Source organism: Pantoea sp. UBA5923 (assembly GCF_002431095.1).
GTDB classification, from domain to species: Bacteria; Pseudomonadota; Gammaproteobacteria; order Enterobacterales; family Enterobacteriaceae; genus Pantoea; species Pantoea piersonii.
The window spans coordinates 1-24,711 of the sequence record NZ_DJDN01000057.1; the positions used below are offsets into that span (position 1 = coordinate 1).

The following is a 24,711-nucleotide window of genomic DNA, read 5'->3' on the forward strand; positions in this document are numbered from 1 at the left end:
ATACGATCTGAACGCGAAAGGCTGGTTCCTGCAGGATGATAATTATAAAGTCGGCGCGGTTGCGGGCTATCAGGAGACGCGCTTTAGCTGGACAGCCTATGGCGGCACGTTTAACTACGACAACGGCAACTTTATCGGCAGCTTTGCCGATCGCGAGCGCGGTATTGGTTACAGCCAGCGCTTCTCTATGCCTTATGTCGGCCTGGTCGGCCAGTATCGCATTAACGATTTGGAGTTCAACGCGCTGTTTAAATTTAGCGACTGGGTACGCGCCCATGACAACGATGAACACTATATGCGCGACCTGACCTTCCGCGAGAAAACCTCAGGTTCACGTTACTATGGCGCGGCGGTCGATGCAGGCTACTACCTGACCCAACACGCGAAAGTATTCGCTGAGTTTAGCTGGAACAAATACGAAGAAGGTAAGGGCGGCACGCAGGCAATCTATAACCCAACCGGCGAGTCGGCCTCTTATGGCGGTGACGCGGCGGGCATTTCCAACAAGAACTATACGATGACGGTTGGTCTGCAGTATCGCTTCTGATGAAATAAAAAAACCCGCCGACGGCGGGTTTTTTTATTCAGTCAGTCGGGGCAACTGATTACTGCGCCGCCCGCTGTTTGCTGCGCGAGCGCAGCTTTTTCACCAGACGGTGCGCCTCCGCTTCGCTGGCTACCGCAGGCGAGGAGCCGCGCAGCGGTTTACGCGCCGATTCATGCAGCGTCAACACGGTCAGCAGACCAATCACGCCTGCGCCCATCAGATAGTAGGCGGGCATCATCAGGTTATGCGTGGTGTCCACCAGCCAGGCAGTGATCAGCGGCGTGGTGCCGCCAAACAGCGACACGGAGAGGTTGAAGCCAATCGCCAGCGCGCTGTAGCGAATGTCGGTAACAAAAAGCGCCGGCAGCGTAGCGGGCATGGTGCCGCTAAAGCAGGTATGAAGCACGCCCAGCACGATCAACCCGACAAACACCAGCCACATATTGCCCGATGTCACCAGCATCATGCAGGGAATAGCCAGCAGAATCAGGCCGACCGCGCCGCTGCCGATCACCGGACGACGGCCCAGTCGATCCGCCCAGTGACCCCAGAACAGCGTCAGCGGCATCATGACAAACATCACTACCATGATCAGCAACAGGCTACTCAGCTCGCCCATGCCGAGAATACCGGTCAGATAGCTTGGCATGTAGGAAGTCAGCATGTAGTTGGAGACGTTGAACAGCAGCACCAGACCGATACATTTGAGCATCGGCTTGCGATACTTCTTCAACATCTGCATAACTGTCAGCGCCGGTTTGCTGTGCTCAAGCGCCTCCTGCTTTTCCATATGTTGCTGAAACGCAGGTGTCTCTTCCAGCTTCAGACGGACATAGAGGCCGAACAGGCCGAGCGGGGCGGCGATAAAGAAGGGAATGCGCCAGCCCCAGTCGAGCATGGTTTGCTCAGGCAGAGCAGAGGTCAGCGCCGTGACCAGGCCTGCCCCTAACAGATAACCTCCCAGCGTCCCGAACTCCAGGAAGCTGCCCATAAAGCCGCGGCGGTTATCGGTCGAATACTCAGCGATAAAGGTAGCCGCGCCGCCATATTCCCCGCCGGTGGAGAAGCCCTGAACCAGACGCGCCACCAGCAGCAGTATCGGTGCAAGAATGCCAATGCTGGCGTAAGAGGGGATCAGACCGATACAAAAGGTGCCGATCGACATCATGATCATGGTCATCGCCAGCACTTTCTGACGACCGATGCGATCGCCCAGCGGGCCAAACACCAGACCGCCGATGGGGCGCACAAGGAAGGCGGCGGCAAAAGTGCCAAACGCCGCGATCAGCTGTGCGGTGTTGCTGGCATTAGCGAAAAAGACCTTACCGATGGTGACGGCAAGATAGCTGTAGACGCCGAAGTCAAACCATTCCATGGCGTTGCCCAACGCCGCTGCGCCGACCGCGCGCTTCAGCATGTCATTGTCGACAATAGTGATATCGTCGACCGTCAGTTCTTTTTGCTCTTTCGGCTTTTTCTGCCAGAAATGCTTTTTATCTGTGGGTTGATTCCCGGTGCTCATAATATCCTCATTGAAATAATGAGGCTCTTATAGCTTTCGTCGCCGTACTGCCATTGAACCAAGGGAAAGAAAGCTATAAGCAGCCTGTCAAAATAAATTACGGCAGCTCGTTTACACGAATTTACCTTACTATAAAAACGGCCTCGCTTTCAAATTAGCAGATTTTTAGACTGACATAGCCGATTAACCAGGCAATTACTGCCACCGAAAAATGCCGCGCTGGTTTTAAACGCTATATCTCAGCGGGTTAAGCTGAAAAGAAACTGCCGTAAAAGAAAAATATTTGGCACTGACGTTACGGAAAAGTAAAACAGAGCGGAAATAACCCGATGGTAACTAAGGTTATAAGCTAAAGGTCATTCCCCATACATCTTAAAATATTAACCCTGTTCTAAATGCGGGTTTAAGCCAGTCGGTTATGTCATCAATCTGTCACCGACAAAATAACGCGTTATTGCCGCCGCCAGCTAACATTCAGAGATGACGTCAATTGATACCGGACGCCGTACAGGCGTACGGCTCGCTTTCTGGAGGGGTTATGGCCCGTTTTAGTGATAAGCGTATCCTGATTACCGGCGGCACCAGCGGCATGGGGCTGGCTGGCGCACAGCGCATTCAGGCGGAAGGCGGCCGAGTCGCGGTAACCGGTCGCAATGCAAACCGACTTCAGCACGCCAATAGCGTGCTGCATGACAACGCCCTGCTGCTGCGCAACGATGCCTCGCTGGAGGCGGATATCGATGCGCTGGGCGAGGCGATTGAAAAATGGGGCAAACTGGATGGACTCTGGCTCAACGCAGGCTATGCCGAACTGGGCGAGCTGGAGTCGGTTACGGCGGAAGCCTTTAACGCGATGATGAACGCGAACGTGCGCGGCCCCATGCTGCAACTTGCCAGGCTCTCGCCTCTGCTTAACCCCGGCGCGTCGGTAGTGGTCACCTCGTCGTCATCCACCTATGAGGGCGCGGCGACCACCAGCCTGTACGCCGCCACCAAAGGGGCTATCGTGGCGATGGCGCGCAGCTGGGCAACCGCGCTCGCACCGCGGGGCATCCGGGTAAATGTGGTGATCCCGGGGCCAATTGAGACGCACTTTCGCGATTTTATGCCGGAGACGGCGCGCCAGCAGTTTGAGAGTTTTATTGTCAGTCAGGTGCCGCTGAAGCGGGCAGGAAAGGCGGAAGAGGCGGCGGCGGTGGCGCTGTTTCTGCTCTCCAGCGACGCCTCTTATGTGACCGGCAGCCAGTACGCGGTTGATGGCGGACTGGTGCGCTACTGAAACAGGGGCAGCCTGGGCTGCCCGCTAAGGGATTATCCCGGATAGATACCGCGTTCTTTACGCGCCATCAGGATGCGTTCACAGGCGACGATATAGGCCGCGGTACGCAGTGAACAGCTCTTCTCATTGGCTTTGTTCCAGACGTGCACCATGGCGTCGGTCATGATTTTATCCATGCGCGCGTTGATCTCCTCTTCGCTCCAGAAGAAGCTCGCCATATCCTGCACCCATTCGAAGTAGCTGACGGTTACGCCGCCTGCGTTACAGATAACGTCCGGCACCACGATAATGCCGCGCTCGGCCAGCATGTCGTCCGCCTCAGGGTAGGTTGGGCCGTTAGCGCCTTCCAGCACCAGCTTACAGCTCAGCTTCTCGGCGCGCGCGCGCGTAATCTGGCCTTCGAGCGCCGCCGGAATAAGGATATCCATATCGGTGTGCCAGAACGCCTCTTCATCGATCTTCTGCGCGCCAGGGAAGCCGAGGATCTGCTTGTGCTCCAGCTGCCAGCGGGACAGCTCAGCCATATCGATACCGTCAGAGTTGGCGATGGTTGCGCTGTGATCCTGAATCGCCACCACAGATGCGCCTGCTTCAGCAAAGAGACGCGCCGCCTCGCTGCCGACGTTGCCGAAGCCCTGTACCGCCACGCGCGCGCCCTCAACGGGAATGCCTGCGCGGCGCGCCACTTCGCGGCCGGTGATAAAGACGCCACGCCCGGTCGCCTTCTCGCGTCCCAGTGAGCCGCCAAGATGAACCGGCTTGCCGGTGACCACGCCGGTCACGGTGGTGCCGCTGTTCATGGAGTAGGTATCCATCATCCATGCCATGACTTTGCTGTTAGTGCCGACGTCTGGCGCGGGGATATCTTTCTGCGGTCCGATAATAATGCCGATTTCGCTGGTGTAACGGCGCGTCAGACGCTCCAGTTCACCTTCTGACAGCGCAAAGGGATCGCAGCGGATGCCGCCTTTCGCGCCGCCGTATGGCAGGTTGACCGCGGCGCACTTGATGGTCATCCACGCGGAAAGCGCCATCACTTCGTTCAGATCCACATTTGGATGGTAGCGAACCCCGCCTTTACCCGGGCCGCGCGACAGGTTGTGCTGTACACGGTAGCCTTCAAAGTGGCGGATAGAGCCGTCATCCATCTGTAGAGGAATATCGACAATCAGCGCGCGTTTAGGATGACGCAGCGTATCGATCCAGCGTGCCAGTTCGCCCAGATAGGGCGCGACGCGGTCGATTTGCTGAAGGTAGGTGGACCAGGCAGATGTACTGTTTTCAGACGCGTAGGATAACTTTTCCATAAAGACCTTTCTTTTTTAAAGTCGTTTATTATGTGTTGCCGTGGATGAATAGCGGATCTGACCGCTCCCCGATAATTTACCACTTACCGGAGAAAGATAATTTTTCTTACGCCGCCGAAAAAAGCGCTTCTGCTTCATTTTGGTGCAGTACAGTGCATAAATACTGCGGCTAAGCGCGACTGCACTGAATAAAGATGCCGTAATGTTGCATGAAGGTTGCATAGATGAAATTTATTACCACTTTTCAGTTCCTTGAGTTATCTCATAAATTGAACAAATTGCGTTCGCTCCGTATTGACTTTAACACCAGAAATTAGCCGCATGAGCCAGACTAATGGGATGATTACTTTAAGTAATACCGGAAGGCGTAACAGCAGGATTAAAGCGCCAGTATCGCTTCGATCTCAATTTTCAAATCGGGTGAGAAGAGTTGGCTCACCTCTACCAGCGAACTGGCAGGCAAGTGATCGCCATAATAACGAAACAGCACCTTGCGCAGCGCATCAATATCCGCAAAAGAGGTGATGAAAATAGTGACTTTCAGCAGCGCGCTGAGCGTGGTCTTTTCTGCCTCAGCGATATGCTGGAACTGTTGAAATATCACTTCCGCCTGCTCAGCAATCGATCCGCTCTGCGCCACGCTGCCAAATGCCGTAAGGCCGGAGACGTAGAGTATATTTCCCTGTTTCACCGCATGAACATAAGGCGCTTTTACCTCGCCCAGCGCGGGATAATTAATTCTTTCAATAGCAGTCATGGTCATAATCCTTTTGTATCGCGAGAGTGGAATAACGCTGAATATCTGTACTCCTGCCAGTTAATAATATAGTTCAGTAAAGTGACAATTATTCGATTTCGCTTTTCCAGCTGGCTTATTGCCATTGAGCATCATAATCGCGCGATAACCTATTGCCGCTGTTAATAACGCACCCTTTCGCTATATAATTGTAAATACAGCGAAAGTGGTTATCACCCGTCACCATTTCCTGCCGTTAATATCACCTGTAAAAACTGGCAAAATAAAAAATGAAATTTACATCCCGTGCGCTTTTCCAGCCCCGTCTTCTCAGTTTACTTATTTTCGCAGCCTTGCAGGCGCAGGGCGCAGAGCCTTCAACTGATGATACGCTGGTGGTTTCCTCCGCGCCAACGACTGGCTCAGGTCATGAAGACGCCACGCAAAAAAGCGCCATGCTGGGCAATGCGGGCAGGCAAGCGGTTCGCAACACGCCTTTTTCTGTTCAGTCGCTTTCCCGTGACTTAATGACGAAGCAGCAGCTGAAAAGCGTCAGCGCGCTCTATCGCTATATGCCGTCCGTTCAGGGCGATGGCGCGCGTCCCCAGACGCGCGGCATGCAGGGCAGCGTGGTGCAGAACAGCATGATCGACGGCCTGAACGTTGTCTCGACTACCGATTACGCGGCGGAACAGTTTGACCATATCGAAGTGCTGAACGGTCTGGCCGGTTCGCTTTATGGCCCGGCTAACCCGGCAGGGCTGTTTAATTTTGTCGCGAAGCGCGCTACCGATCTGCCGCAACATCGCCTGACGGTCGGCGGCGGCACCGGGGGCAATCACAAGGTTGCCGCGGATTTCAGCGGGCCGCTGGATCAAAACGATCGTCTGCGTTATCGCCTCAACGTACTCGATGACGAAGGCGGCGGCTATGTCAGCGGCAGCAAGGTACGCCGTCAGCTGTTCAGCCTGGCGCTTGACGCAAACCTCAGCGACAGCACTGTGCTGGAGACTAATTTCAGCTACTACCACTACTATGACAAAGGCCTGCCGGGTAAATTTGCGCTGGGCAAAGGGCTGACTTTTCCGGCCGCGCCCGATCCGAAAAAGGCGGGCCTGGGACAATATTACGCAGGCGACGATAACCATACCCTTACCGCAGGGCTTCACCTCAAACATGATTTCGACGGCAACTGGCAGGGGGAGATTGGCGTGCTGCGCCAGATCGCCGATCGCGAATCGACCGGCGTGACCAATACCTTTACCGATCGGGCGGGGCACTACACCACAACCACCTCATCCTCCACCGCCAGCCGCTTTACCATCAACAGCTATATGGCGAACCTTAACGGCGATGTTGATACCGGCTGGATACATCACCAGATCGCCACCGGCGTTCGCGGCTTTGTCTGGAAAAACCTGAATCCGGTACATGGCGGCACCTTGACGCTGGGCAGCGCCTCGCTGGAACAGCCCGCGCGCTTTAATGAACCTGACTATCCTGACTTTACCGATCGCTATCACTCAGCCACTGCGACACAGCACGCCTTTCTGCTGAGCGATAATCTTCAGTTTTCGCCGCAGTGGAGCCTCCTGCTGGCGGGCAGCGAAAGCCTGTTAAGCTCGGCCAACTACGCCAAAAGCGGCGCGCGCAGCAGCGAATCCTCCAGCAGCGGCTTCTCTGGCTCCGCCAGCCTGATGTACAAGCCGGTGGATCCGCTGACGCTCTATGTCACTTATGCAGACAGCCTGCAACAGGGCGACACCGCGCCGACGGGCGCAAATAACGCAGGCAATATTCTTGCCCCTTATCGCAGCAAGCAGGTGGAAGCCGGCGCCAAGCTGGCGGTAAACCGGCTGCTGCTCACGGCGGCGCTGTTCGAAATCAAACGTCCGTTCGCCTATACCAACAGCAGCGGCGACTATGCGGTTGACGGTGAGCAGCGTAACCGCGGCGTCGAGCTGATGGCGGATGGCGACGTAACGGAGACGCTGCGTCTCTATGGCGGCATGACCTGGCTCGACCCGCGCCTGTTTGATACCGCCAGCAGCGCGACGCAGGGCAAGCAAATTGTCGGGCTGCCGCGCTATACCGCCAGCCTGTTCGCCGTCTGGGATCTGCCCGGCATCAGCGGCGCCGATCTACACGGCGGCGCGCGCTATGTCGGGCGTCGTGCCACTGACAATGCGAATGAGGGTTGGGTGAGCGGCTATACCACGCTGGACGCGGGCGCAGCCTATAAGACCCGGCTGATGAACACGGACACCACTTTCCGCCTCGACGTAACTAACCTCACCAATCGTCACTACTGGACCAATATCGTGCCGGGCGGCCTCAATGGCTACAGCGGCGCGGGCTATGCCAGCGCGTCGATCGGCGAGCCGCGCCAGGTGCAGGTTTCGATGCAGCTCGATTTTTAAGGAGCCGAGTAATGAAGAGAGTATTGTGGAGCGCCCTGGCGCTGGGGCTGTGGGCGGGCGTGGTCTCTGCCGCCACGCTTACCGACGATCTGGGGCAAAAGATCGAACTGCCGCATCCGGCGCATCGCATCGCCGACGCCTGGTATGCGCACCACTCGCTGTTAATGACGCTGGGTGCGGGCGATCTTATCGTCGCCACCGTCAACCATCCGGCAGACAGGCCGTGGATGTTTAAGGTACAGCCGTCGCTTGGTCAGGCCCTTCAGGCGCATGGCAAAACTTTTTCCAGCGAGGCGTTAGTGGCGCGCCACGTCGATGCGATCTTCGTTCCCGCGCAGGATCCCGATGCGATCGGCTATCGTCAGGCCGCTATTCCGACCTTCAGCATGCAGTTTAACGACTTCGACTCGATGAAGCGCTCCCTGCTGACGACCGCTCAGGTCGTCGGCACGCCGGAGGCACAGCGTCGGGCGCAGCGCTATAACCGCTATCTGGATGCGCAAATCGCCGCCGTCAGCGCCAAAACCGCATCGCTGACGGAGGCACAGCGACCCCGCGTGCTGCACATTCAGTCGCTGCATCCGCTGAAGATTGACGGCAGCCAGACGCTGATTGATACCTGGATTCGGCTCGCCGGGGGAAGAAACGCGGCGGCGCAGGTGAAAGGCAATATGAAAGAGGTCTCGCCAGAGCAGATCATCGCCTGGGATCCTGACGTCATTATTATCGGCGCGGGGGCGGGCAGGCTGGAGGATTCTCAGTATGCCGCGCTGTTCAGGGGCGTAAAGGCGGTACAGCAGCATCGCGTGCTGCAAAACCCGTCAGGCGTTTTCCCCTGGGATCGCTACGGAACGGAAGTGGCGTTGCAGATCCAGTGGGCGGCAAAGCAGCTGCATCCGCAGCTCTTTAGCCAGCTCGATATCGTCGCCGCCACCCGGGATTTTTATCAGCGCTTTTATGATTACCCGCTGCGAGCTGATGAAGCAGAACGGATACTCGCCGCTTTGCCGCCGATTTCAGGCTGAAATCGCCAGCCGCCTCGCTGAACAAAGCGTGCGGCGGCTGGCGTAAAAAGCAGCGAAACGGGCGAATTCGGAACATGCCGACACATTCCCTGCTGGGAGAAAGTGTGACGTAGCGCTAAAATAACGACTTAGCCGCAGCAGAGGTCAGACAAAGATAATGATTGCACGTTTTTCCCCGATAGCTCTTTTCGCCGTTGTCGCGCTCAGCGGATGTGCGAAAAAACACTCTTACCAGGACGATCCCACTTTTACCGCCGGCCCGGCGCAGGTCAGCGTTTCACACGTTATGACGCGTGCGGATGACGGTTCATCCGTATATGTTACCGTAGACGGTAAAGACGCCGGCACCCTGAACGGCGGGCAGAGTAAAGATCTCTTTTTGACGCCGGGTAAACATAAAATCGGCGGCTACGTAGCTACGCTGTTTGGTCTGGGACGCGTGACCATCAATCCGGTCGAAGTTACGACCGCGAAGGGCGAAGTGAAACATGTCGCCTATGAAGTGAAAAGCAACAAGCCCACCTTTACCGAATGGACGCCGCCTGCCGAAGGCTAAGCGTGACACCTGGCCGGTCACAGCCTGACCGGCCTCGCCATTTCCCCCACTCGCTTAATCTCTCTCGCTATCCCGTCTGCGTGACTGCACTGCGACGCTTTACGGCTCTTATTGATTATATGTAATCATAATTGAGCATATGTGAGCACGATCAATTTATTCTTCCGCTGGTTATCCTATAAATTCTCCCGTGACGCCTTCACGAAGAAAGTGCGCTGATTAAATTTAATCAATCTGCTTCCCTACAGGAGACCAACGTGGCAAATCAAAACGGCAGCACTCACTGCCCAGGCTCTGAGGCTGCGCCGCCGCGCCGCAGTAAACCCTACGGCGCGCGCCTTCTCGGTTTGAACATGGCGATGCGTTAGCTCGCCGGTACGCTGCATCACTCATCAGAACACAGACGGGGGTCAGTGCCCCCACGGTTTCGCTCGTCCTCAAGAGAGGCTCAGATGAATACGTTTAACGCTGAAGACACCCTGATCATTGTCGGCATCGTGGCGGCTTATATCCTGTTCACCACCTGGCTGACATGGCGGCTGCGCAGTAAAAGCAGCGGCGATTTTATGGAAGGTTCGCGCGCTATGCCAGCGCTGGTCGTCGGCATCCTGCTGATGTCGGAATATATCGGCGCCAAATCAACCGTCGGTACCGCGCAGGCTGCGTTTGAAGATGGTTTTGCCGCCTCCTGGTCAGTTATCGGTGCGGCGATCGGCTTTCCTCTGTTTGGTTTCCTGCTGGTCAAACGCATCTACAGCACAGGCAAAATTACTATTTCCGGCGCGATAGCGGAAAAGTATGGCAACACCACTAAAAACATCATTTCGGTGATTATGATCTATGCGCTGCTGCTGGTTAACGTAGGCAACTATGTCAGCGGCGCGGCGGCGATTGCCACCATCCTTAAGGTCAATCTGCCGGTAGCGGCCTTTATTACCGCCATCGTCAGCACCTTCTATTTTAGCTTCGGCGGGATGAAAGGGCTGGCCTGGGTCACCATGTTGCACAGCGGGCTAAAGTATCTGGGCATTATCGCCATTATGGGCTTCGCGCTTTATAAGACAGGCGGCTTTACGCCGATGATTGACCAGATGCCCAGCTACTACTGGACATGGGATGGTCATATCGGTGCCAGCACCATCGTTGCCTGGCTGATTGGCACCATTGGCTCTATCTTCTGCACCCAGTTTGTCATTCAGGCGATCTCCTCAACGAAGGATGTGCGTTCGGCGAAGCGCGCCACCTGGGTTGCCTTCTTCTTCTGTCTGCCGATCGGCCTGGCGATTGCGGTTATCGGCGTGGCGGCGAAATATCTGCACCCGGAGATCAACAGCCTCTACGCCATGCCGATCTTCTTGCAGGATATGAATCCCTGGATGGCCGGAATGGTGACAACGTCACTGGTAGCGTCGATTTTCGTCAGCGTCAGCACCGTCGCGCTGGCTATCGCCTCGCTGGTGGTGAAGGATTTCTATGTGCCGTACCGTAAACCGACGCCGGAACAGGAGTTTAAGGCGACGCGCTGGCTGTCGCTGATTATTGGCTTCCTGCCGCTGATTTTCGTGCTGCTGGTGCCTGAAGTACTGAAGCTCTCGTTCTTTACCCGCGCGATTCGCCTGTCAATCTCGGTGGTGGCGGTCATCGCCTTTTACGCGCCATTCTTCAAAAGCGCCCGCGGCGCTAACGCCGGTCTGATTGGTGCCTGCGTGGCGACGTCAGTCTGGTATCTGCTGGGCGATCCGTTCGGCATCAATAATATGTATATCGCGCTGGTCACGCCGGCCATCATTATGGCGATCGATCACCTGATCCCAAACCGACAAGAACATAAATCGCATCAGAGAGTTGAACAGAGGGGAGTCTGATATGTCTGTAACCGTTAACCGTGATGGCGTGCTGCGCCCGGCCGAACAGGACGTACGCGTCATTACGGCGATGCTGCCATCGCCCTGTCCGCAAAACCATGCGGCCAATATCTTCCCGCTGCCAGACGGCTCGCTGATGTGCGTCTGGTTTGGCGGCACCCAGGAAGGCGTGGCGGATATCTCTGTCTACAGCTCGCGGCTGACGCCCGGTGCCGATCGCTGGAGCGAGGCGGTGAAACTCTCTGACGATCCGGCCCGTTCGGAGCAAAATCCGGTGCTGTTTCTTGCGCCTGACAAGGTGCTGTGGCTGCTCTGGACGGCGCAGGTTTCTGGCAATCAGGATACGGCTATCGTGCGCTTTCGCCAGTCGCACGACCTGGGCGTGACCTGGGGAGCGATTGACACGCTGCTTGACCAGCCCGGCACCTTTATCCGCCAGCCGATCACTGTGCTGGAGAACAGCAACTGGCTCCTGCCGGTGTTCTACTGCCGTACCCGGCCGGGTGAGAAGTGGGTCGGCAATGATGATATCAGCGCGGTGAAGATCTCCAGCGACAACGGCAAAAGCTGGCGCGACGTCGAGGTGCCTGAGAGTCTCGGCTGCGTGCATATGAATATCACCACGCTGCCGGGCGGTAAGCTGCTGGCGCTTTATCGCAGCCGCTGGGCGGATCATATTTACTACAGCCACTCAGAGGACGGCGGTGAAAGCTGGTCGCAGCCGGAGCCCACTTCGCTGCCGAATAACAACTCCTCTATCCAGGCCACTACCTTGCAGGACGGCACGCTGGCGCTGGTGTTTAACAATATGAGCGCGGCGGGCGCGACGGAGCGACGCGCCTCGCTCTATGACGAAATCGATGACGGCGACGACAGCCGGAAAGAGCCGGAGGCGCGCGAAGGGCGTAGCGCCTTCTGGGGAGCGCCGCGCGCGCCGATGACGGTGGCGATCTCGCCGGACGGCGGAAAAAGCTGGCCATGGCAGCGCAACCTTGATGAAGGCGATGGCTACTGCATGACTAACAATTCACAGCAGAAACTCAATCGCGAGTTTTCTTACCCCAGCATCAAGCAGAGCGCAGACGGCGATCTGCATATCGCCTACACCTGGTACCGGCAGGCGATCAAATATGTGCGCCTTTCGCCGGACTGGGTTAAGGAGACGCCATGATTATTGGTCATGTGCAGGCGTTAGCGATGGCGGGCCTGCCCGCTGCGCTACGCGCCATCCTTGAACGCGAGGATTGCAGCCTTGAGGCGCTGCGGCAGCGCGAAGATGGCCGCTTTCAGCCAGAGGAAGCGGAGTGGTTTTGCCATATCGGTCCGGCGCAAACCGAGCCAGCCGCGCAGCGGCATACTGAATATCACCGCCAGTGGGCCGATATCCAGCTGGTGCTGGAAGGCAGGGAAATCATCAACGCCAGTCAGCAGAGCCTGGCGCAGGCGGATGATGAAGAGCGCAAAGCGGATCTCTTTATCGCCAGCGTGCAGGCGTTGCCGGTCTCGATGCGCTTAAGCGCGGGAGACTTTGCGGTGTTTTTGCCCGGCGAGCCGCATCAGGCGCTGTGCGCAGCGCAAAAGCCAGAAAGGGTGCGCAAGGCAGTGTTTAAAATTCCAAGTACGCTTTTGGAGGAGTAGATGCCGCATGCAATTGTGACCGGAGCCAGCTCCGGCATTGGCGAGGCGATTGTTACCGCACTGCTTGATCAGGGATGGCAGGTGACGGGACTGAGCCGCAGCCGGGTGTCGCGCGATAACGCGCATTTCCGCAGCGTTCAGGTGGATATGACGGATGAACCTGCGCTTATCCGTACCCTTGCCGACCTTCCCGCACCGGATGCGCTGGTGCATGCCGCCGGTATGATGGCCGCCGCACCGGTAGGCGAGATGAATCCCGGCGTCAGCGCGCGCCTCTGGTCGCTGCACGTCCGCGCGGCGGAAATTCTGGCCAGCCGTTTCGCGCCTGTAATGGTAGAGGGCGGCCGCATCGTGCTGATTGGCAGCCGCACCTCGCGCGGGGCGGCCAGTCGCTCACAGTATGTTGCGACCAAAGCCGCCATGGTCGGTATGGCGCGCAGCTGGGCGATTGAGCTGGCGCCTCGCGGCATTACGGTAAACGTGGTCGCGCCGGGGGCGACGGAAACGCCGATGCTCTCGCAGCCGGGCCGCGAGGCGTCAAAGCCGGTCATGCCGCCGATTGGTCGGCTTATCCAGCCGCAGGAAGTGGCCGCGCTGACCGCCTTTCTGCTCTCGCCGCAGGCTGCCGCGATTACCGGCCAGGAGATGGTGATCTGCGGCGGCGCCTCGCTGTTTTAAGACGTAACGTTCAGCTGAGAGAGCTGCGCGCCGAAATGTTGCTCGATCACCTTAAACGTCTCAAGCGCCTTGATGCGGTAGAGTTGTTCTGAAGGGTGAATACAGTCGGGCGACATCATGGCGCGCCACCCAGGCATCTGTTGAATACGCTGGTACTGACTCACCAGCGGTACCTGTTCCGCGCGGGCGACAGCCGCGAGCTGCGCGGCATAAGGGGCGACATCCCATTTTTCCGCTCTGCCGCACAGCGGATGCGGCTCCTGCAGCACCACCGCTTTGCCGTTCGCTCTGGCGCTGTCGATCAAGGCTGTCATTACTTCGCTGTAGCGTTGCGGACTCACCTGATAGGGCTTCTCTATATCGTGGAAGTGATAATGTCGTGCATCGTTGGTGGCAAAATTGAGCAGGATTAAACGGGCGTTTGAGCGTTTCATCGCCTCCTGCCACGGCGGGTTATGCTCATATTTATAGCGGCCATTCAGCAGTTCGATCGCCTGCGCCGAGGGCGCGCCGTGATTAATGACGCGCACGCCGCTGCCGTACTTCGCCTGTAATAGCTGATTCAGTACGGCAATCTCATTGTGCTCGCTGACGATATTGCGCAGCCGACCCTCTTCCCGCACTGCCAGTACCCCTTTCGTACTCGACCCTCCCCAGGCTTCAATAATAAAGGTGCCGGGCGGGGTGGTTTGCGCGACGGTCGGGGATGAAACTTTCATCATCAGCGCAATATATAGCGCCATTTTTAAATGGAATTGTTTTTGCAGCATATCGTTCTCAGCACGTTGCCTGAAATGAATATCGCGAATAAAACACGATTCTCATCAAGTTAACAAATTTAATTGGCTGCCAACAACCCTGAAATGGCCGATAGTTAGCGACGAAATTATATCGCTGCTTTGTTCTTTTTGCTGGCTCTCTTTGCAGGTTTAATCAAGGCGAGCAGATCTCATTTTCGAGTTTCGATGAATAAATTAAGCCAATTCTTATCCGTAAGCACTGTTTCTTATATTGTCTGGTCTTATCTGTCGCCTCGTTTGAGGAAGTCAGACCATTCATTGCGCGGAAGGCAGAGGGAATAAAAATCTGCATCAGTATAAGTGATTGTAATTTAATGTATGATTCTGATTTATCTCTTGCGGGTACTTTAATTGCCAGGTGGCTTTTAAGTGGCGTTTTTCCTAATTGATTAAGTTATCTCCAGGTATATTCCTAATATCTGATCGGCAGAATGATTTTTAATGTTAAGTAATGATACGCTTTGCCTATACAGGCCATTCAGGGATATTCCGATTTTTGCATGGCTCACTTCATCAGGTCAGGATTATTTCTCTTTCACGTTTCGTTGTTTAAATGCGACGAGAGAGGGGCTGCGTTCTGGCGACTTTTTGAGAAGGGTATAACGTGGAAAATAAAACGTTTCTCTCAAGCCGAAATATCGGCCTGGATTTCCTGCGCGCGCTGTTAATTCTGGAAGGGGTTTTATATCATGCTGCGCGAAGTCTTCCCGGTGGAAATAACTGGTACTATGTTTCCGGTAAAAATGAGGCGGACGGCTTTACCGCGCTGATCGAATTTGTGCATACCTTTCGTATGGAAGCCTTTTTCTTCCTGTCGGGAATGTTCTCTGCGATGGTCATCCTGCGTAAAGGCACCGACTTTTTTTACAGTAACCGCAAGATGCGTGTCGTCGTGCCGCTGATCTCCGCTTTCCTGTTTATTCCAGGGCTGATGTATCTTATTAACGCCTTAATCGACGGTGAGTCCTTAACCACACAGGGCGCGCTGGGGGCCTATACCTCGCTGCACCATCTCTGGTTCCTGGTATCCCTCACGGCGATGTCGTTTTTGATTCCGGTGAGCCTCTATCAGCGCGCGGCGGCGTTGATGCGACGCCTGCCTTTCCCGCTGCTGGTGGCGGCGCTGGTTATCGCGGCGAACCTGTTCTTTGTCGTGAAGTTCTTCGTTAAAGACTTTGGCGAATGGGTCAATTTAATCCCGGTTACCGCGCGCTTTATGGTGTTCTACGCGGCGGGGTATGCGCTCTATCTCAACAGCGATCAGATCCCCCGTCAGGCGCGCAATATCCTGGTCAACACCAAAGTGGTGCTGGCGCTGGGCGTGGCCTGCTGGCTGGTGTTCTATGCCATCTTCCACTACAACATCACCAGCAGCCTGAAATATCTGCCGGTGCTGTGCGCCAGCCTCTTCTCGGTGATCTTCTCTTACTGGGTGGTATTCACCTTTGAGAAGCTGCGCATGAAAGAGAGCCGCCTGGTGAGGGGTGTAGTGGATTCAGCACTGGTGATTTATATCATGCACTACCCGCTGGTGATCACCTTCGCCTGGATGCTGGACGGCTACCTGCCAGATACGCTGCCGGTGGCCTATGTCGCGGTGGTCACGCTGCTTGGCCTGATTTGCAGCGCCGCGCTCTATCTGATCATCAAACAGCTGCCGCTGATGGCGCTGCTGTTCGGTCTGAAACCGGCTCGGGTGCAGACCATACCGGCGACCCATCCCCGCAGTTAAGCGCCTTATTTTGCCTGTCGCTCGCCGGACGCTGTTCGGCGGGCATTCTGTTACAAACCTCTTCATTTAAATGCAATAAAAGCGGTTATGCTCTTACTACTTCAGACAACCGTGTAGCGAAGGGATCATGATTGTAAATTGCATGGTATATCGCCCTGGCCAGACCGGGCAGGCATTAGATGTAGAAAAAATCAGCGACGTTATCAGCGAACCGGATGCCTTTATCTGGATGGGGTTGTATCAGCCCGAAGCGGAATTTATGTATAAAATTCAGCGCGAGTTCGGGCTGCATGACTTAGCGGTAGAGGATGCGTTATGCGCGCACCAGCGGCCCAAAATCGAACAGTATGGCGAGTCGATGTTTATCGTTGTGAAGACCGTCAGTTCGGAAAACGAACATCTTCACTTCGGTGAAACGCATATCTTTATTGGTAAAAATTTCCTGATAACGCTGCGCCACGGCGCTTCCGACAGCTATTCCCCTATTCGCGAGCGCGTGGCGCAAAACAGCGATCTGCTCGATCACGGGCCAGGCTATCCGCTCTACTGTATTCTCGATTTTATTGTCGATCGCTATGGCGAATATACCGCCTCGCTCGGCGACAAAATTAATGAGATGGAGGCGGCGCTGTTCCGATCTGAATTTGATAATCTCGCGGTGAAGAAGGTCTATCGTCTGCGTCGCGAGCTGTTAAGCCTGCGCAATGCGGCGCAGCCGCTGGAAGAGATTTGTCAGCAGCTGGTTCGCCTGCATGAAGATATCGTGCCGAAAGAATTACGCGCCTACCTGCGCGATGTGCAGGATCATGCGCGCCACGTAGTGACCGACGCGGAGGACATGCGCGAAATGCTCACCAGCGCCATGCACGTTAACCTGGCGATGGTGGCGGTGCAGCAGAACGAGGTCACGAAAAAGCTGGCGGGATGGGGTGCGATACTGGTGATCCCAACGGTAATTTTCAGCATGTATGGCATGAACTTTAAAGAGATGCCGGAGCTGAACTCACCGCTGGGCTATCCGCTAGCGCTAGGCGGAACCATTGTCGGCTGCTTCCTGCTCTGGCTGCGCCTGCGCAAGTCGGGCTGGCTATAAAACTCATGCCGCGACGCGCTGCCGCCGCGGCGTAACCGCTTACTCTTCGATAGAGGTCAGCAGCGCATTTTGAATAATGCGCTGCGCCTTCAGCGGATTCTGCTCCAGCTGCGCCGCCTGAAGGGCAGGCATATCCAGTTTATCGAGCGCGCGGTAAATGTGCTTGAGAAAGCGGATTGAGAGGTTAGCGGCTTCAACATGATCTTCGCGGAACGGGAACTGGTCGAGTTGCCACACGCCGTCCCAGTTATTGCACTTCAGCACGTAGAAGAATTCGAAAATTTCGGTCATATGTACGGTGCCGACCACCAGATCGTCATCCCAGCCGCGTAGGTTATCGTTCACATCCATACCGAACAGGCGGCCGCGATCGATAATCAGCTGCGCAGAACCGGCCGGTGACTCCCCGGCGAACAGTGCATGACCGAAGTCCAGCAGGATCCCCACGTTGTCCAGACCGATCTCTTCAATGCCCAGCAGCGATTTCGCCGCTGAATCCCAGGTCATTTTTACGCGCGGCTCGCGCGGCTTGTACTCAATAGCGAACTTCACATCCGGGTTCGCGCCTGCCAGTTCGCGCATGCCATCAACAGCCAGCTTCCAGAGATTTTTATGATCGACCTGGAATGGGTAATCCCAGCCGTCCTGACCGGGCCAGACCTTAACGTAGTTCGCGCCCAGTTCGCGTACTACGTCGGCCGCTTCGTTCATCAGCGCCAGCGCCTCAGCGCGCACCGCCGCGTCTGGGTGGGTAAAGGCGCCGCGTGAGAATTTGCGCAGATAAATTTCCGGCGTGACGCCAATCGCTTTCAGCCCTGCTTCCTGTAAGGCCTGCTTCACATCGCCAACCGAGACGCCGGGGGTAAAAGGATAGGGCACGTCAACATAAGAGAGATCTTCAACTTCGGCGGCCAGCTTGATCTGATCCAGCGTGCTGAGCGCCGGGCCGTAGCCGTCTACCGCGTAACGATCGATGTAATTTGCGAAATGCCACAGGCCAGCGCCAAACTTCGGATAACTGTAGTTACTCATTGCCGATTTCTCCGTTCAGGATGCAGACAGAAGCGTGGTCGGATTGCAGCCGCAATCCATATGTGAATATATATTCATTAAGGATTATATATTCCATTGTGCGGGCGTAAGCGGCTGCGTTGCCAGCGGAGAGCGCGATAAATGTAAGATGGGTCACATAAAATCGTGGGTTCAGGAAAAGGTGCAGGTAAACGCGGGGTGAATCTGGCGTCTTGCGCTGAAACGGCAGGGGCTGCATCCTGGCTGGGATTGCCCGGTTCGGCTCAAACCTTGCCGGTTTTCACTCGCTTGCCGATCTCCCTGAGCGGAGAATACGCCTCTGGCCGCTGGGGGCCGTCATCCAGGCTCATAGCAAACATCAACATATGCATGATCATCATCAGGGAGATAGCCGAGCGCCTCGCGGTCCGCCACGGTGATGCGCAGCCTGGCCAGCACGCGGTAGCGGCGCATCAGAGTAGACACCGCGGCCACAGAAGATATAACGGATTTTATCCGTCTGGTTTCTGACGATCCGTCCTAAGCCACCAGCATGATGGAGCATCAAAAAAAAAAGCCCCAGTTAACCCACTGAGGCTTTTCCCATACAAACCAGGGTTCAGCTAAAGCCAGCGCCCAGCAGCTGTTTTTCAGTACGGCAGCCGGGCATCATCGCCTCCAGACCCGCGATAAGCTCGTCGCTAGCCTGATGCAGCGCATCAATTGGCATTTCCGGCAGGCTCTCCAGAATAAACCACATCTGTTGTGCGCTGGCGTCCAGACGGGTACGTACGCCCTGACGCCAGTTCCAGCGACGACAGGTCACGCCGATATCGTCGCGCCAGATTACCTCGCCCGGCTCTGGCGTCTCTTCACAGGGTTCGCCTGCGTTCAGGGTATCAAAACGCTCGCTGCCGTTGGCGCGCACCAGACGCGGATTGCCAACATAGGCTGCGGCGTTTTCACCGCCGATCGGCAAGGCGTATTTAATACTGATGGCGTTATAAAGATCGACGACCGGATCAATGGTGGGCAGTGAGCCATCACGGGCCACGCGTTTACGTAAGGCTTCAACCGAACTTGGCGTCCGGGCCGGTTTTGCGCCGAACGCTTTGAACACCTCGCGCCATGCGGATATATGCGCCTCAGCGTAAGGCACATCCTCTGAGACGACAGCGCGGCAGGCGTCATTAAGCGCGTCGCGCGCAATCTGCGGGTGCTTCACCTCGCTCGCTTCAACGAGAATACTGATTGCGCGAAAGCCCGGCGCCAGCGCAATAACGGTGAGTTCAACGTCAGGGGAAAAAGAGAACATCGCTATTCCTTATAAGTAAAGACTGGATGAAGTGTAGCGAGGGATGCCCGTCGCTGCCTCCCTTCCTCTCTGGCGTCGCCGGGTCAGAGCCGCAGGCCAGATATAAATCCAGGAATATGCTGAATCCATGGCTAATTGCATGCCTTTTGCTGTGCGACTGTATTATTTGTCTATACTGAAACTGGACTTGATAATTTTAGTGAGGGAATCATGAAAAAGACGATTATTGCACTTTCTGCTCTGATGCTGGCTGCTCCGGTTTTTGCGGCTACTACACACGCTACCGATGAAACCGTGGCTGAAGCGCATAAAGGCGCAGACACTGCGAAAGAGAAACTGCACAAAGTGCAGGACACCGGTTCTGAGCAGAAGCTGAAGGCAGAACATGCTGCCGAAGGCAAAAGCGACGCGACCACCAGCAAAATCAGCGAAGGTTCGCAGAAAGCCTGGCACAGCACCAAGCAGGGCAGCGAAAAAGCCTGGGATAAAACCAAGCAGGGCGCTGAAGACCTGAAAAATAAAGCGACAAACTAAAAGAAAATGGCCGGTTGAACCGGCCATTTTTTTCATCCTCTCTCCGCCTTCAGGCGCACCGCAGTTCGACCCGCCAGCAATGACACCGCAGCCATCAAAATAATCCCCCAGCAGTAGTAGTTAGCCGTAGCGGCAAGGCCCAGCAGCGGCACCGCGAAACCGGCCAGCAGCGCTGGCAGGGCAAAGGCCAGATAGCTCTTCACCAGAAAAGCAGCGAACAGCCCGGCGCGCTCATGACTCTCCGCCAGCGGCATCACGATTTTTATAATGGTTGAAAATACTGAACCGAAACCCTGTCCGGCTACCGCAGTGCCAAAAAACAGCAGCGTCGTCAGATGATGATTAATACCGAGCAAGGTCAGGCTAATGCCCGTTATCAGGGCGAGCGTGCCGGTAAACAGCGCGCGCTGCGGCGGCCAGCGGCGGAAGATAAATACCGATGCCGTGGCGCTGAGCATCAGCGTCGCCACCACGGAGCCGCCGACAAACGGCGAAGTCAGTCCGGTCGTGAGGATGACCAGCGTGGGCATCAGCGACAAATAAAATCCGCCCAACGCCCAGGTCGCCACATTTACCGGCGCCAGCCGCAGTAGTGGGCCAAGCGCACGCGGCGGAATGGCGACGTTCGGTTTTAAAGCGCGTAGCGCGCCCGGCACTGGGGATACGGTTTCGGGCATCAGGGGCAGCAGCGCCAGCGCCAGCAGCATCAGCATAAACAGCAGGGCGTAAACCGAAACGGTAGGGAAAGGCGCGAAGGTCACCAGAAGCGCGCCTGTCATTGTCCCTGCCAGCATGCCGAGAAAGGCCGTAATGGAATTCAGCAGCGGGCCGCGCACCTTATCGCCGTCGAGGATCGTCGCGCCAAAAGTTGGGAGCGCGATGCCGGTCGCTACGCCCTGAATAATGCGCGCGGCAATCAGCATTTCCGCCGAGTTCGCCAGCATAAACACCGCCAGCGCCAGGGTGTTGCATAAGAGCGCCGCCAGGATCATCACGCGCCGCCCGGTAAAGTCGGAAAGACGGCCAAACGTCAGCAATGCGATAAGCAGGCTAAAGGCATAGCTGGCGAAAATCAGCGTAATGGTAACCGGCGACAGATGGTAAAGGGTATGATAGAGCGGATAAAGCGGCGTCGGCGCGCTGCTGGTCGCGGAGATAAGCGTAGCGCAGACAAAGCTATAAAACGTAATACGTGCAGCGGCAGCTGCGGGCAGTGCTGGCGAAGTGGAAGTCATGATAATCACCTTAAAGCAAAATATTAGCTTTAAGTGAGGTATACTTGCTTTTTTGCGTTAACGCAATATCTTTGCATTAAACAATTTTAGTCGCTTTTAGTTCTTTGCTGAGAGGAAAAAGATGGCCAGGGAGATGATCCGGCAGGGCGGACGCAGCGCGCGCATTCAGGAAGAGGTGCACAAAGCGGTTAACGCGCTGCTGAAAACGCATGACCGCAGCGAACTTACAGTACCGATGGTGGCGGAGTCGGCTGGCGTCACGCCATCTACAATTTATCGCCGCTGGGGCGACCTGTCGCAGCTGCTTGCCGACGTCGCGGTTGCGCATATGCGTCCTGTCGGCGAACCCGAAGACACAGGCGATATGCAGGGCGACATGGCGGCGTTTATCCAGCAGTACGCTGAAGAGATGTCGTCCAAAGTCGGGCGGCAGATGCTCGCCGATATTATTGGCAGCGGCGGCGGCAGCGCGACGGTAAAGTGCTGCGGCTTTACTTATCAGCACCTGGAAACGCTGCAAAATCGCGCGATAAAGCGCGGCGAAGCGGGGTTCTCGGTTGACGAGGCGGTGGATGTTGTCGTTGCGCCGGTGATCTATCACATCCTGTTTGAAGATCGCGACCCCACATCTGACTATTGTCGCGAACTGGTGGCGCGGCTGTTTCAGCGGGGAGAAGGCTAAGGCTGCGTCTGATCTGAACAGCAAAAGCCGCGCTAATTAACCATCCTGCTGTAGTTACAACATACTTATTATCTGTCAATCAATACAGTCAGCAAAGTGCCCAAGGTTGCATAAAACAGCCTGGCAGCAAAAAGAGACGAGCGGGACATGACGCTGAAAAGGGCCTCGGTAAAGCCTGTTCTCTTTAAATTCATATGACTTTTGCCCGCTGAGAAGGCGAATAATTGATATCGCTCAAAAATAGCAGCGCATTAAGTCGCTATATATTTTTATAAATAACGAAAGGGCATGCGTAAAGATGTTTATTTCCGGAAAAAGCTTTATCGTTTTTTTACGCTATAAAAGAAAGAGAGTGAGGGAAGGGCAGTTAAAAGCGATTTCTGATTATTATTGCAGTTTTCTTTGATGCTTATCAAATTGCCTCGCTGCGCAACTGGTCATCTGTTTTTAGGCTGCTAAAATATACCTAAAATTAGGTAGTTAAGCCATCCCCCTTATTGCACAACTCAGCGTTACCTTGCGCTGAATCATAAAAGCCCCTACAAATCCTCTTGTTTTTCCGGCCTGCTGCGATAGGCTTATTACCTATTCTACAGGACGGAATATTCGCCGAATAACGACGCCTGATATAACCGCTATTTCTTTATTACAGGCAAAACGTTTCTGGCGTCGTCATCTGATTCTCATTCAGATTCGTATAAATACGGATTTATTCAGTTTCTCATTTATTAATTTTAAAAACTACTCGCAGACAGCGGGAGAGATCCGTCTGCTGCTTATTGGGAGGATATGTGAGCGTAAAACCTCATTCCACGCACGCCAGGCACAGCGCACTTGAAAACTGGGCGCCGGAAAACCAACAATTCTGGGAAAGTCAGGGTAAACATATTGCCCGGCGTAATTTAATTATTTCCGTTGGCGCGCTGCTGCTCGCGTTCTGCGTCTGGATGCTGTTCAGCACCGTGGCGGTCAACCTTAACCGGGTGGGATTTAATTTCACCGTCGATCAGCTTTTCTTGTTAACGGCGCTGCCTTCTCTCTCCGGGGCGCTGTTTCGCGTGCCTTACTCTTTTGTCGTGCCGGTAGTCGGCGGTCGTCTCTGGACGGTGATCAGCACCGCCGTGTTGATCATTCCCTGCGTCTGGCTGGGTTTCGCCGTTCAGAATCCCAGTACGCCTTATGGCGTGTTTATCATCATTTCGCTTTTCTGCGGCCTGGCAGGCGCTAACTTCGCGTCAAGCATGGGCAATATCAGCCTCTTTTATCCCAAAAGCAAACAGGGCTCGGCGCTCGGTATTAACGGCGGCCTGGGCAACCTGGGCGTCAGCGTGATGCAGCTGATCGCGCCGCTGATTATCGTGGTGCCGTTCTTCGTAGGCGGCGCGACGCTGGAGGATGGCAGCCAGTTGTGGCTCGCGAACGCGGCGTGGATCTGGGTGCCGCTGCTGGCCATCGCCGCTATCGCCGCCTGGAACGGAATGAACGATATCGCCGGCATGCGCGCCTCGCTGCGCGAACAGCTGCCGGTGCTTAAGCAGGGACACCTCTGGACGCTGGGGCTGCTCTATCTGGCTACCTTTGGTTCCTTTATCGGCTTTTCAGCGGGCTTCGCTATGCTGGCGAAAACGCAGTTTCCGCAGGTGGACATTATCCATCTCGCCTTTTTCGGCCCGCTGCTCGGCGCGCTGGCGCGCTCGGCAGGCGGTTTTCTCTCTGACAAATTTGGCGGCGTGCGCGTAACGGCCATCAATTTCCTGCTGATGACGATCTTCTCCGCGCTGCTGTTCCTGACCCTGCCCGGCACCTCCGGCGGCTCGTTCCTGAGCTTCTACGTGGTGTTTATGGGGCTGTTCCTTACCGCCGGTCTCGGCAGCGGCTCAACCTTCCAGATGATCGCGGTGATTTTCCGCCAAATCACGATAGACCGCATGACTGCGCAGGGCCGCAGCGCGCAAGAGGCGCAGCACGCTGCGGTAACCGATACGGCGGCCGCATTGGGCTTTATTTCCGCCCTGGGCGCGGTGGGTGGGTTCTTTATCCCGAAAGCGTTCGGCACCTCACTCACGCTGACCGGTTCGCCCGTCGGCGCCATGAAAATTTTTCTGGTCTTTTACATCGTTTGTCTGCTGTTGACCTGGCTGCTGTATGGCCGTCGCAAAACCAATAACAACTAAGCAGAGCAATGAGCACTAACCATACTGGAGATGCGCAATGAGCAAACTTCTCGACCGCTTCCGCTATTTCAAACAGAAAGGCGACAGCTTCGCAGAGGGACACGGTCAGGTCTATAACACCAACCGTGACTGGGAAGACAGTTACCGGCAGCGCTGGCAATATGACAAAATCGTACGCTCGACGCATGGGGTTAACTGCACCGGCTCCTGCAGCTGGAAAATCTACGTCAAAAATGGCTTAGTCACCTGGGAAACGCAGCAGACCGACTACCCGCGTACGCGCCCCGATCTGCCCAACCACGAGCCGCGCGGCTGCCCACGCGGCGCCAGCTACTCCTGGTACCTCTACAGCGCCAACCGGCTGAAATATCCGCTGGTGCGCAAGGTGCTGCTGGAGATGTGGCGCGAGTCGCTGGCGCAGCACAGCGACCCGGTCGATGCCTGGAACGCCATTATGGCGGACAACGAAAAGAGCAAAATCTATAAATCGCAGCGCGGCCGCGGCGGTTTCGTGCGCGCCAGCTGGAAAGAGCTGAACCCGCTGATCGCCGCAGCCAACATC

The 24,711-nt window shown here is 55.9% G+C and carries 21 protein-coding genes and 1 pseudogene; 15 read left to right on the forward strand and 7 right to left on the reverse strand.

The window, feature by feature from the left end:
• The coding region (locus tag B3797_RS13765) for an omptin family outer membrane protease (protein WP_311791362.1) at window positions 1-547 on the forward strand (547 nt) is incomplete at its 5' end.
• 58 nt (window positions 548-605) lie between these two features.
• On the opposite strand, the gene proP is transcribed toward B3797_RS13765, so the two are convergent.
• On the reverse strand, window positions 606-2,069 hold the full coding sequence (gene proP / locus B3797_RS13770) for a glycine betaine/L-proline transporter ProP (protein WP_311791363.1): 1,464 nt from the start codon (window positions 2,067-2,069) through the stop codon (window positions 606-608).
• A 538-nt stretch (window positions 2,070-2,607) separates the two neighbouring features.
• Here proP and B3797_RS13775 point away from each other — a divergent pair.
• Window positions 2,608-3,348 (forward strand): SDR family oxidoreductase, encoded by a 741-nt coding sequence (locus B3797_RS13775; RefSeq protein WP_311783607.1) that lies wholly within the window; start codon window positions 2,608-2,610, stop codon window positions 3,346-3,348.
• Between the two features lie 32 nt (window positions 3,349-3,380).
• On the opposite strand, the gene B3797_RS13780 is transcribed toward B3797_RS13775, so the two are convergent.
• Both B3797_RS13780 and B3797_RS13785 read right to left on the reverse strand, forming a co-directional pair.
• Window positions 3,381-4,655, reverse strand: a complete 1,275-nt coding sequence (locus B3797_RS13780) for a Glu/Leu/Phe/Val dehydrogenase (protein ID WP_311783608.1) — start codon at window positions 4,653-4,655, stop codon at window positions 3,381-3,383.
• A gap of 379 nt (window positions 4,656-5,034) precedes the next feature.
• Entirely contained in the window at window positions 5,035-5,412 is a 378-nt protein-coding gene (locus B3797_RS13785; protein WP_311783609.1) for a RidA family protein, read from the reverse strand.
• 269 nt (window positions 5,413-5,681) lie between these two features.
• Between B3797_RS13785 and B3797_RS13790 the strand changes: the two genes are divergently transcribed.
• From B3797_RS13790 to B3797_RS13820, 7 genes are all read left to right on the forward strand, one after another.
• Window positions 5,682-7,811 carry a TonB-dependent siderophore receptor gene (locus B3797_RS13790; protein WP_311791364.1) on the forward strand — a complete coding sequence of 710 codons (2,130 nt, stop codon included), beginning with the start codon at window positions 5,682-5,684 and terminating at the stop codon, window positions 7,809-7,811.
• Between the two features lie 11 nt (window positions 7,812-7,822).
• On the forward strand, window positions 7,823-8,836 hold the full coding sequence (locus tag B3797_RS13795) for an ABC transporter substrate-binding protein (protein ID WP_311791365.1): 1,014 nt from the start codon (window positions 7,823-7,825) through the stop codon (window positions 8,834-8,836).
• Window positions 8,837-8,993: 157 nt separating this feature from the next.
• Window positions 8,994-9,392, forward strand: a complete 399-nt coding sequence (locus B3797_RS13800; RefSeq protein ID WP_311783612.1) for a hypothetical protein — start codon at window positions 8,994-8,996, stop codon at window positions 9,390-9,392.
• Between the two features lie 452 nt (window positions 9,393-9,844).
• Entirely contained in the window at window positions 9,845-11,257 is a 1,413-nt protein-coding gene (locus tag B3797_RS13805) for a sodium:solute symporter family protein (protein ID WP_311791366.1), read from the forward strand.
• A gap of 1 nt (window position 11,258) precedes the next feature.
• Window positions 11,259-12,428: a sialidase family protein gene (locus B3797_RS13810; protein WP_311791367.1), complete on the forward strand. Its 1,170-nt coding sequence runs from the start codon at window positions 11,259-11,261 to the stop codon at window positions 12,426-12,428.
• Complete coding sequence (locus tag B3797_RS13815; RefSeq protein WP_311791368.1) at window positions 12,425-12,895, forward strand: YhcH/YjgK/YiaL family protein; 471 nt, start codon at window positions 12,425-12,427, stop codon at window positions 12,893-12,895. Before B3797_RS13810 ends, B3797_RS13815 begins: the two co-directional genes overlap by 4 nt.
• Window positions 12,896-13,573: an SDR family oxidoreductase gene (locus B3797_RS13820; protein WP_311791369.1), complete on the forward strand. Its 678-nt coding sequence runs from the start codon at window positions 12,896-12,898 to the stop codon at window positions 13,571-13,573.
• On the opposite strand, the gene B3797_RS13825 is transcribed toward B3797_RS13820, so the two are convergent.
• Window positions 13,570-14,343 (reverse strand): SGNH/GDSL hydrolase family protein, encoded by a 774-nt coding sequence (locus B3797_RS13825; protein WP_311791370.1) that lies wholly within the window; start codon window positions 14,341-14,343, stop codon window positions 13,570-13,572. The genes B3797_RS13820 and B3797_RS13825 overlap by 4 nt on opposite strands.
• Window positions 14,344-14,977: 634 nt before the next feature.
• On the opposite strand from B3797_RS13825, the gene B3797_RS13830 reads away from it, so the two are divergent.
• Together B3797_RS13830 and corA are read left to right on the forward strand one after the other, a co-directional pair.
• Window positions 14,978-16,105, forward strand: coding sequence for an acyltransferase family protein (locus B3797_RS13830; protein ID WP_311791371.1), 1,128 nt, complete (start codon window positions 14,978-14,980; stop codon window positions 16,103-16,105).
• A 127-nt stretch (window positions 16,106-16,232) separates the two neighbouring features.
• Complete coding sequence (gene corA, locus B3797_RS13835; protein WP_311783619.1) at window positions 16,233-17,198, forward strand: magnesium/cobalt transporter CorA; 966 nt, start codon at window positions 16,233-16,235, stop codon at window positions 17,196-17,198.
• A 39-nt stretch (window positions 17,199-17,237) separates the two neighbouring features.
• On the opposite strand, the gene B3797_RS13840 is transcribed toward corA, so the two are convergent.
• Window positions 17,238-18,230, reverse strand: a complete 993-nt coding sequence (locus tag B3797_RS13840; protein ID WP_311783620.1) for a sugar phosphate isomerase/epimerase family protein — start codon at window positions 18,228-18,230, stop codon at window positions 17,238-17,240.
• Between the two features lie 598 nt (window positions 18,231-18,828).
• Entirely contained in the window at window positions 18,829-19,524 is a 696-nt protein-coding gene (locus B3797_RS13845) for a B3/4 domain-containing protein (RefSeq protein ID WP_311783621.1), read from the reverse strand.
• Window positions 19,525-19,734: 210 nt separating this feature from the next.
• Here B3797_RS13845 and B3797_RS13850 point away from each other — a divergent pair, with 210 nt between their 5' ends.
• Window positions 19,735-20,058 carry a hypothetical protein gene (locus tag B3797_RS13850; RefSeq protein ID WP_311783622.1) on the forward strand — a complete coding sequence of 108 codons (324 nt, stop codon included), beginning with the start codon at window positions 19,735-19,737 and terminating at the stop codon, window positions 20,056-20,058.
• Window positions 20,059-20,090: 32 nt separating this feature from the next.
• On the opposite strand, the gene B3797_RS13855 is transcribed toward B3797_RS13850, so the two are convergent.
• Window positions 20,091-21,293: an MFS transporter gene (locus tag B3797_RS13855; protein ID WP_311791372.1), complete on the reverse strand. Its 1,203-nt coding sequence runs from the start codon at window positions 21,291-21,293 to the stop codon at window positions 20,091-20,093.
• A gap of 121 nt (window positions 21,294-21,414) precedes the next feature.
• Here B3797_RS13855 and B3797_RS13860 point away from each other — a divergent pair, with 121 nt between their 5' ends.
• The 3 genes and pseudogenes from B3797_RS13860 to B3797_RS13870 form a co-directional block, all read left to right on the forward strand.
• Window positions 21,415-21,975 (forward strand): TetR/AcrR family transcriptional regulator, encoded by a 561-nt coding sequence (locus B3797_RS13860; protein WP_311791373.1) that lies wholly within the window; start codon window positions 21,415-21,417, stop codon window positions 21,973-21,975.
• 791 nt (window positions 21,976-22,766) lie between these two features.
• On the forward strand, window positions 22,767-24,149 hold the full coding sequence (locus B3797_RS13865; RefSeq protein WP_311783625.1) for a NarK family nitrate/nitrite MFS transporter: 1,383 nt from the start codon (window positions 22,767-22,769) through the stop codon (window positions 24,147-24,149).
• A 37-nt stretch (window positions 24,150-24,186) separates the two neighbouring features.
• Window positions 24,187-24,711: pseudogene (locus B3797_RS13870) on the forward strand (molybdopterin-dependent oxidoreductase); the annotation flags it as partial.

Excerpts from the sequence above, each read along its gene's own strand:
- proP (WP_311791363.1), bottom strand. The coding sequence starts at position 2,069 with ATGAGCACCGGGAATCAACCCACAGATAAAAAGCATTTCTGGCAGAAA.
- B3797_RS13775 (WP_311783607.1), top strand. The coding sequence starts at position 2,608 with ATGGCCCGTTTTAGTGATAAGCGTATCCTGATTACCGGCGGCACCAGC.
- B3797_RS13780 (WP_311783608.1), bottom strand. The coding sequence starts at position 4,655 with ATGGAAAAGTTATCCTACGCGTCTGAAAACAGTACATCTGCCTGGTCC.
- B3797_RS13785 (WP_311783609.1), bottom strand. The coding sequence starts at position 5,412 with ATGACTGCTATTGAAAGAATTAATTATCCCGCGCTGGGCGAGGTAAAA.
- B3797_RS13790 (WP_311791364.1), top strand. The coding sequence starts at position 5,682 with ATGAAATTTACATCCCGTGCGCTTTTCCAGCCCCGTCTTCTCAGTTTA.
- B3797_RS13795 (WP_311791365.1), top strand. The coding sequence starts at position 7,823 with ATGAAGAGAGTATTGTGGAGCGCCCTGGCGCTGGGGCTGTGGGCGGGC.
- B3797_RS13800 (WP_311783612.1), top strand. The coding sequence starts at position 8,994 with ATGATTGCACGTTTTTCCCCGATAGCTCTTTTCGCCGTTGTCGCGCTC.
- B3797_RS13805 (WP_311791366.1), top strand. The coding sequence starts at position 9,845 with ATGAATACGTTTAACGCTGAAGACACCCTGATCATTGTCGGCATCGTG.
- B3797_RS13810 (WP_311791367.1), top strand. The coding sequence starts at position 11,259 with ATGTCTGTAACCGTTAACCGTGATGGCGTGCTGCGCCCGGCCGAACAG.
- B3797_RS13815 (WP_311791368.1), top strand. The coding sequence starts at position 12,425 with ATGATTATTGGTCATGTGCAGGCGTTAGCGATGGCGGGCCTGCCCGCT.
- B3797_RS13820 (WP_311791369.1), top strand. The coding sequence starts at position 12,896 with ATGCCGCATGCAATTGTGACCGGAGCCAGCTCCGGCATTGGCGAGGCG.
- B3797_RS13825 (WP_311791370.1), bottom strand. The coding sequence starts at position 14,343 with ATGCTGCAAAAACAATTCCATTTAAAAATGGCGCTATATATTGCGCTG.
- corA (WP_311783619.1), top strand. The coding sequence starts at position 16,233 with ATGATTGTAAATTGCATGGTATATCGCCCTGGCCAGACCGGGCAGGCA.
- B3797_RS13840 (WP_311783620.1), bottom strand. The coding sequence starts at position 18,230 with ATGAGTAACTACAGTTATCCGAAGTTTGGCGCTGGCCTGTGGCATTTC.
- B3797_RS13845 (WP_311783621.1), bottom strand. The coding sequence starts at position 19,524 with ATGTTCTCTTTTTCCCCTGACGTTGAACTCACCGTTATTGCGCTGGCG.
- B3797_RS13850 (WP_311783622.1), top strand. The coding sequence starts at position 19,735 with ATGAAAAAGACGATTATTGCACTTTCTGCTCTGATGCTGGCTGCTCCG.
- B3797_RS13855 (WP_311791372.1), bottom strand. The coding sequence starts at position 21,293 with ATGACTTCCACTTCGCCAGCACTGCCCGCAGCTGCCGCTGCACGTATT.
- B3797_RS13860 (WP_311791373.1), top strand. The coding sequence starts at position 21,415 with ATGGCCAGGGAGATGATCCGGCAGGGCGGACGCAGCGCGCGCATTCAG.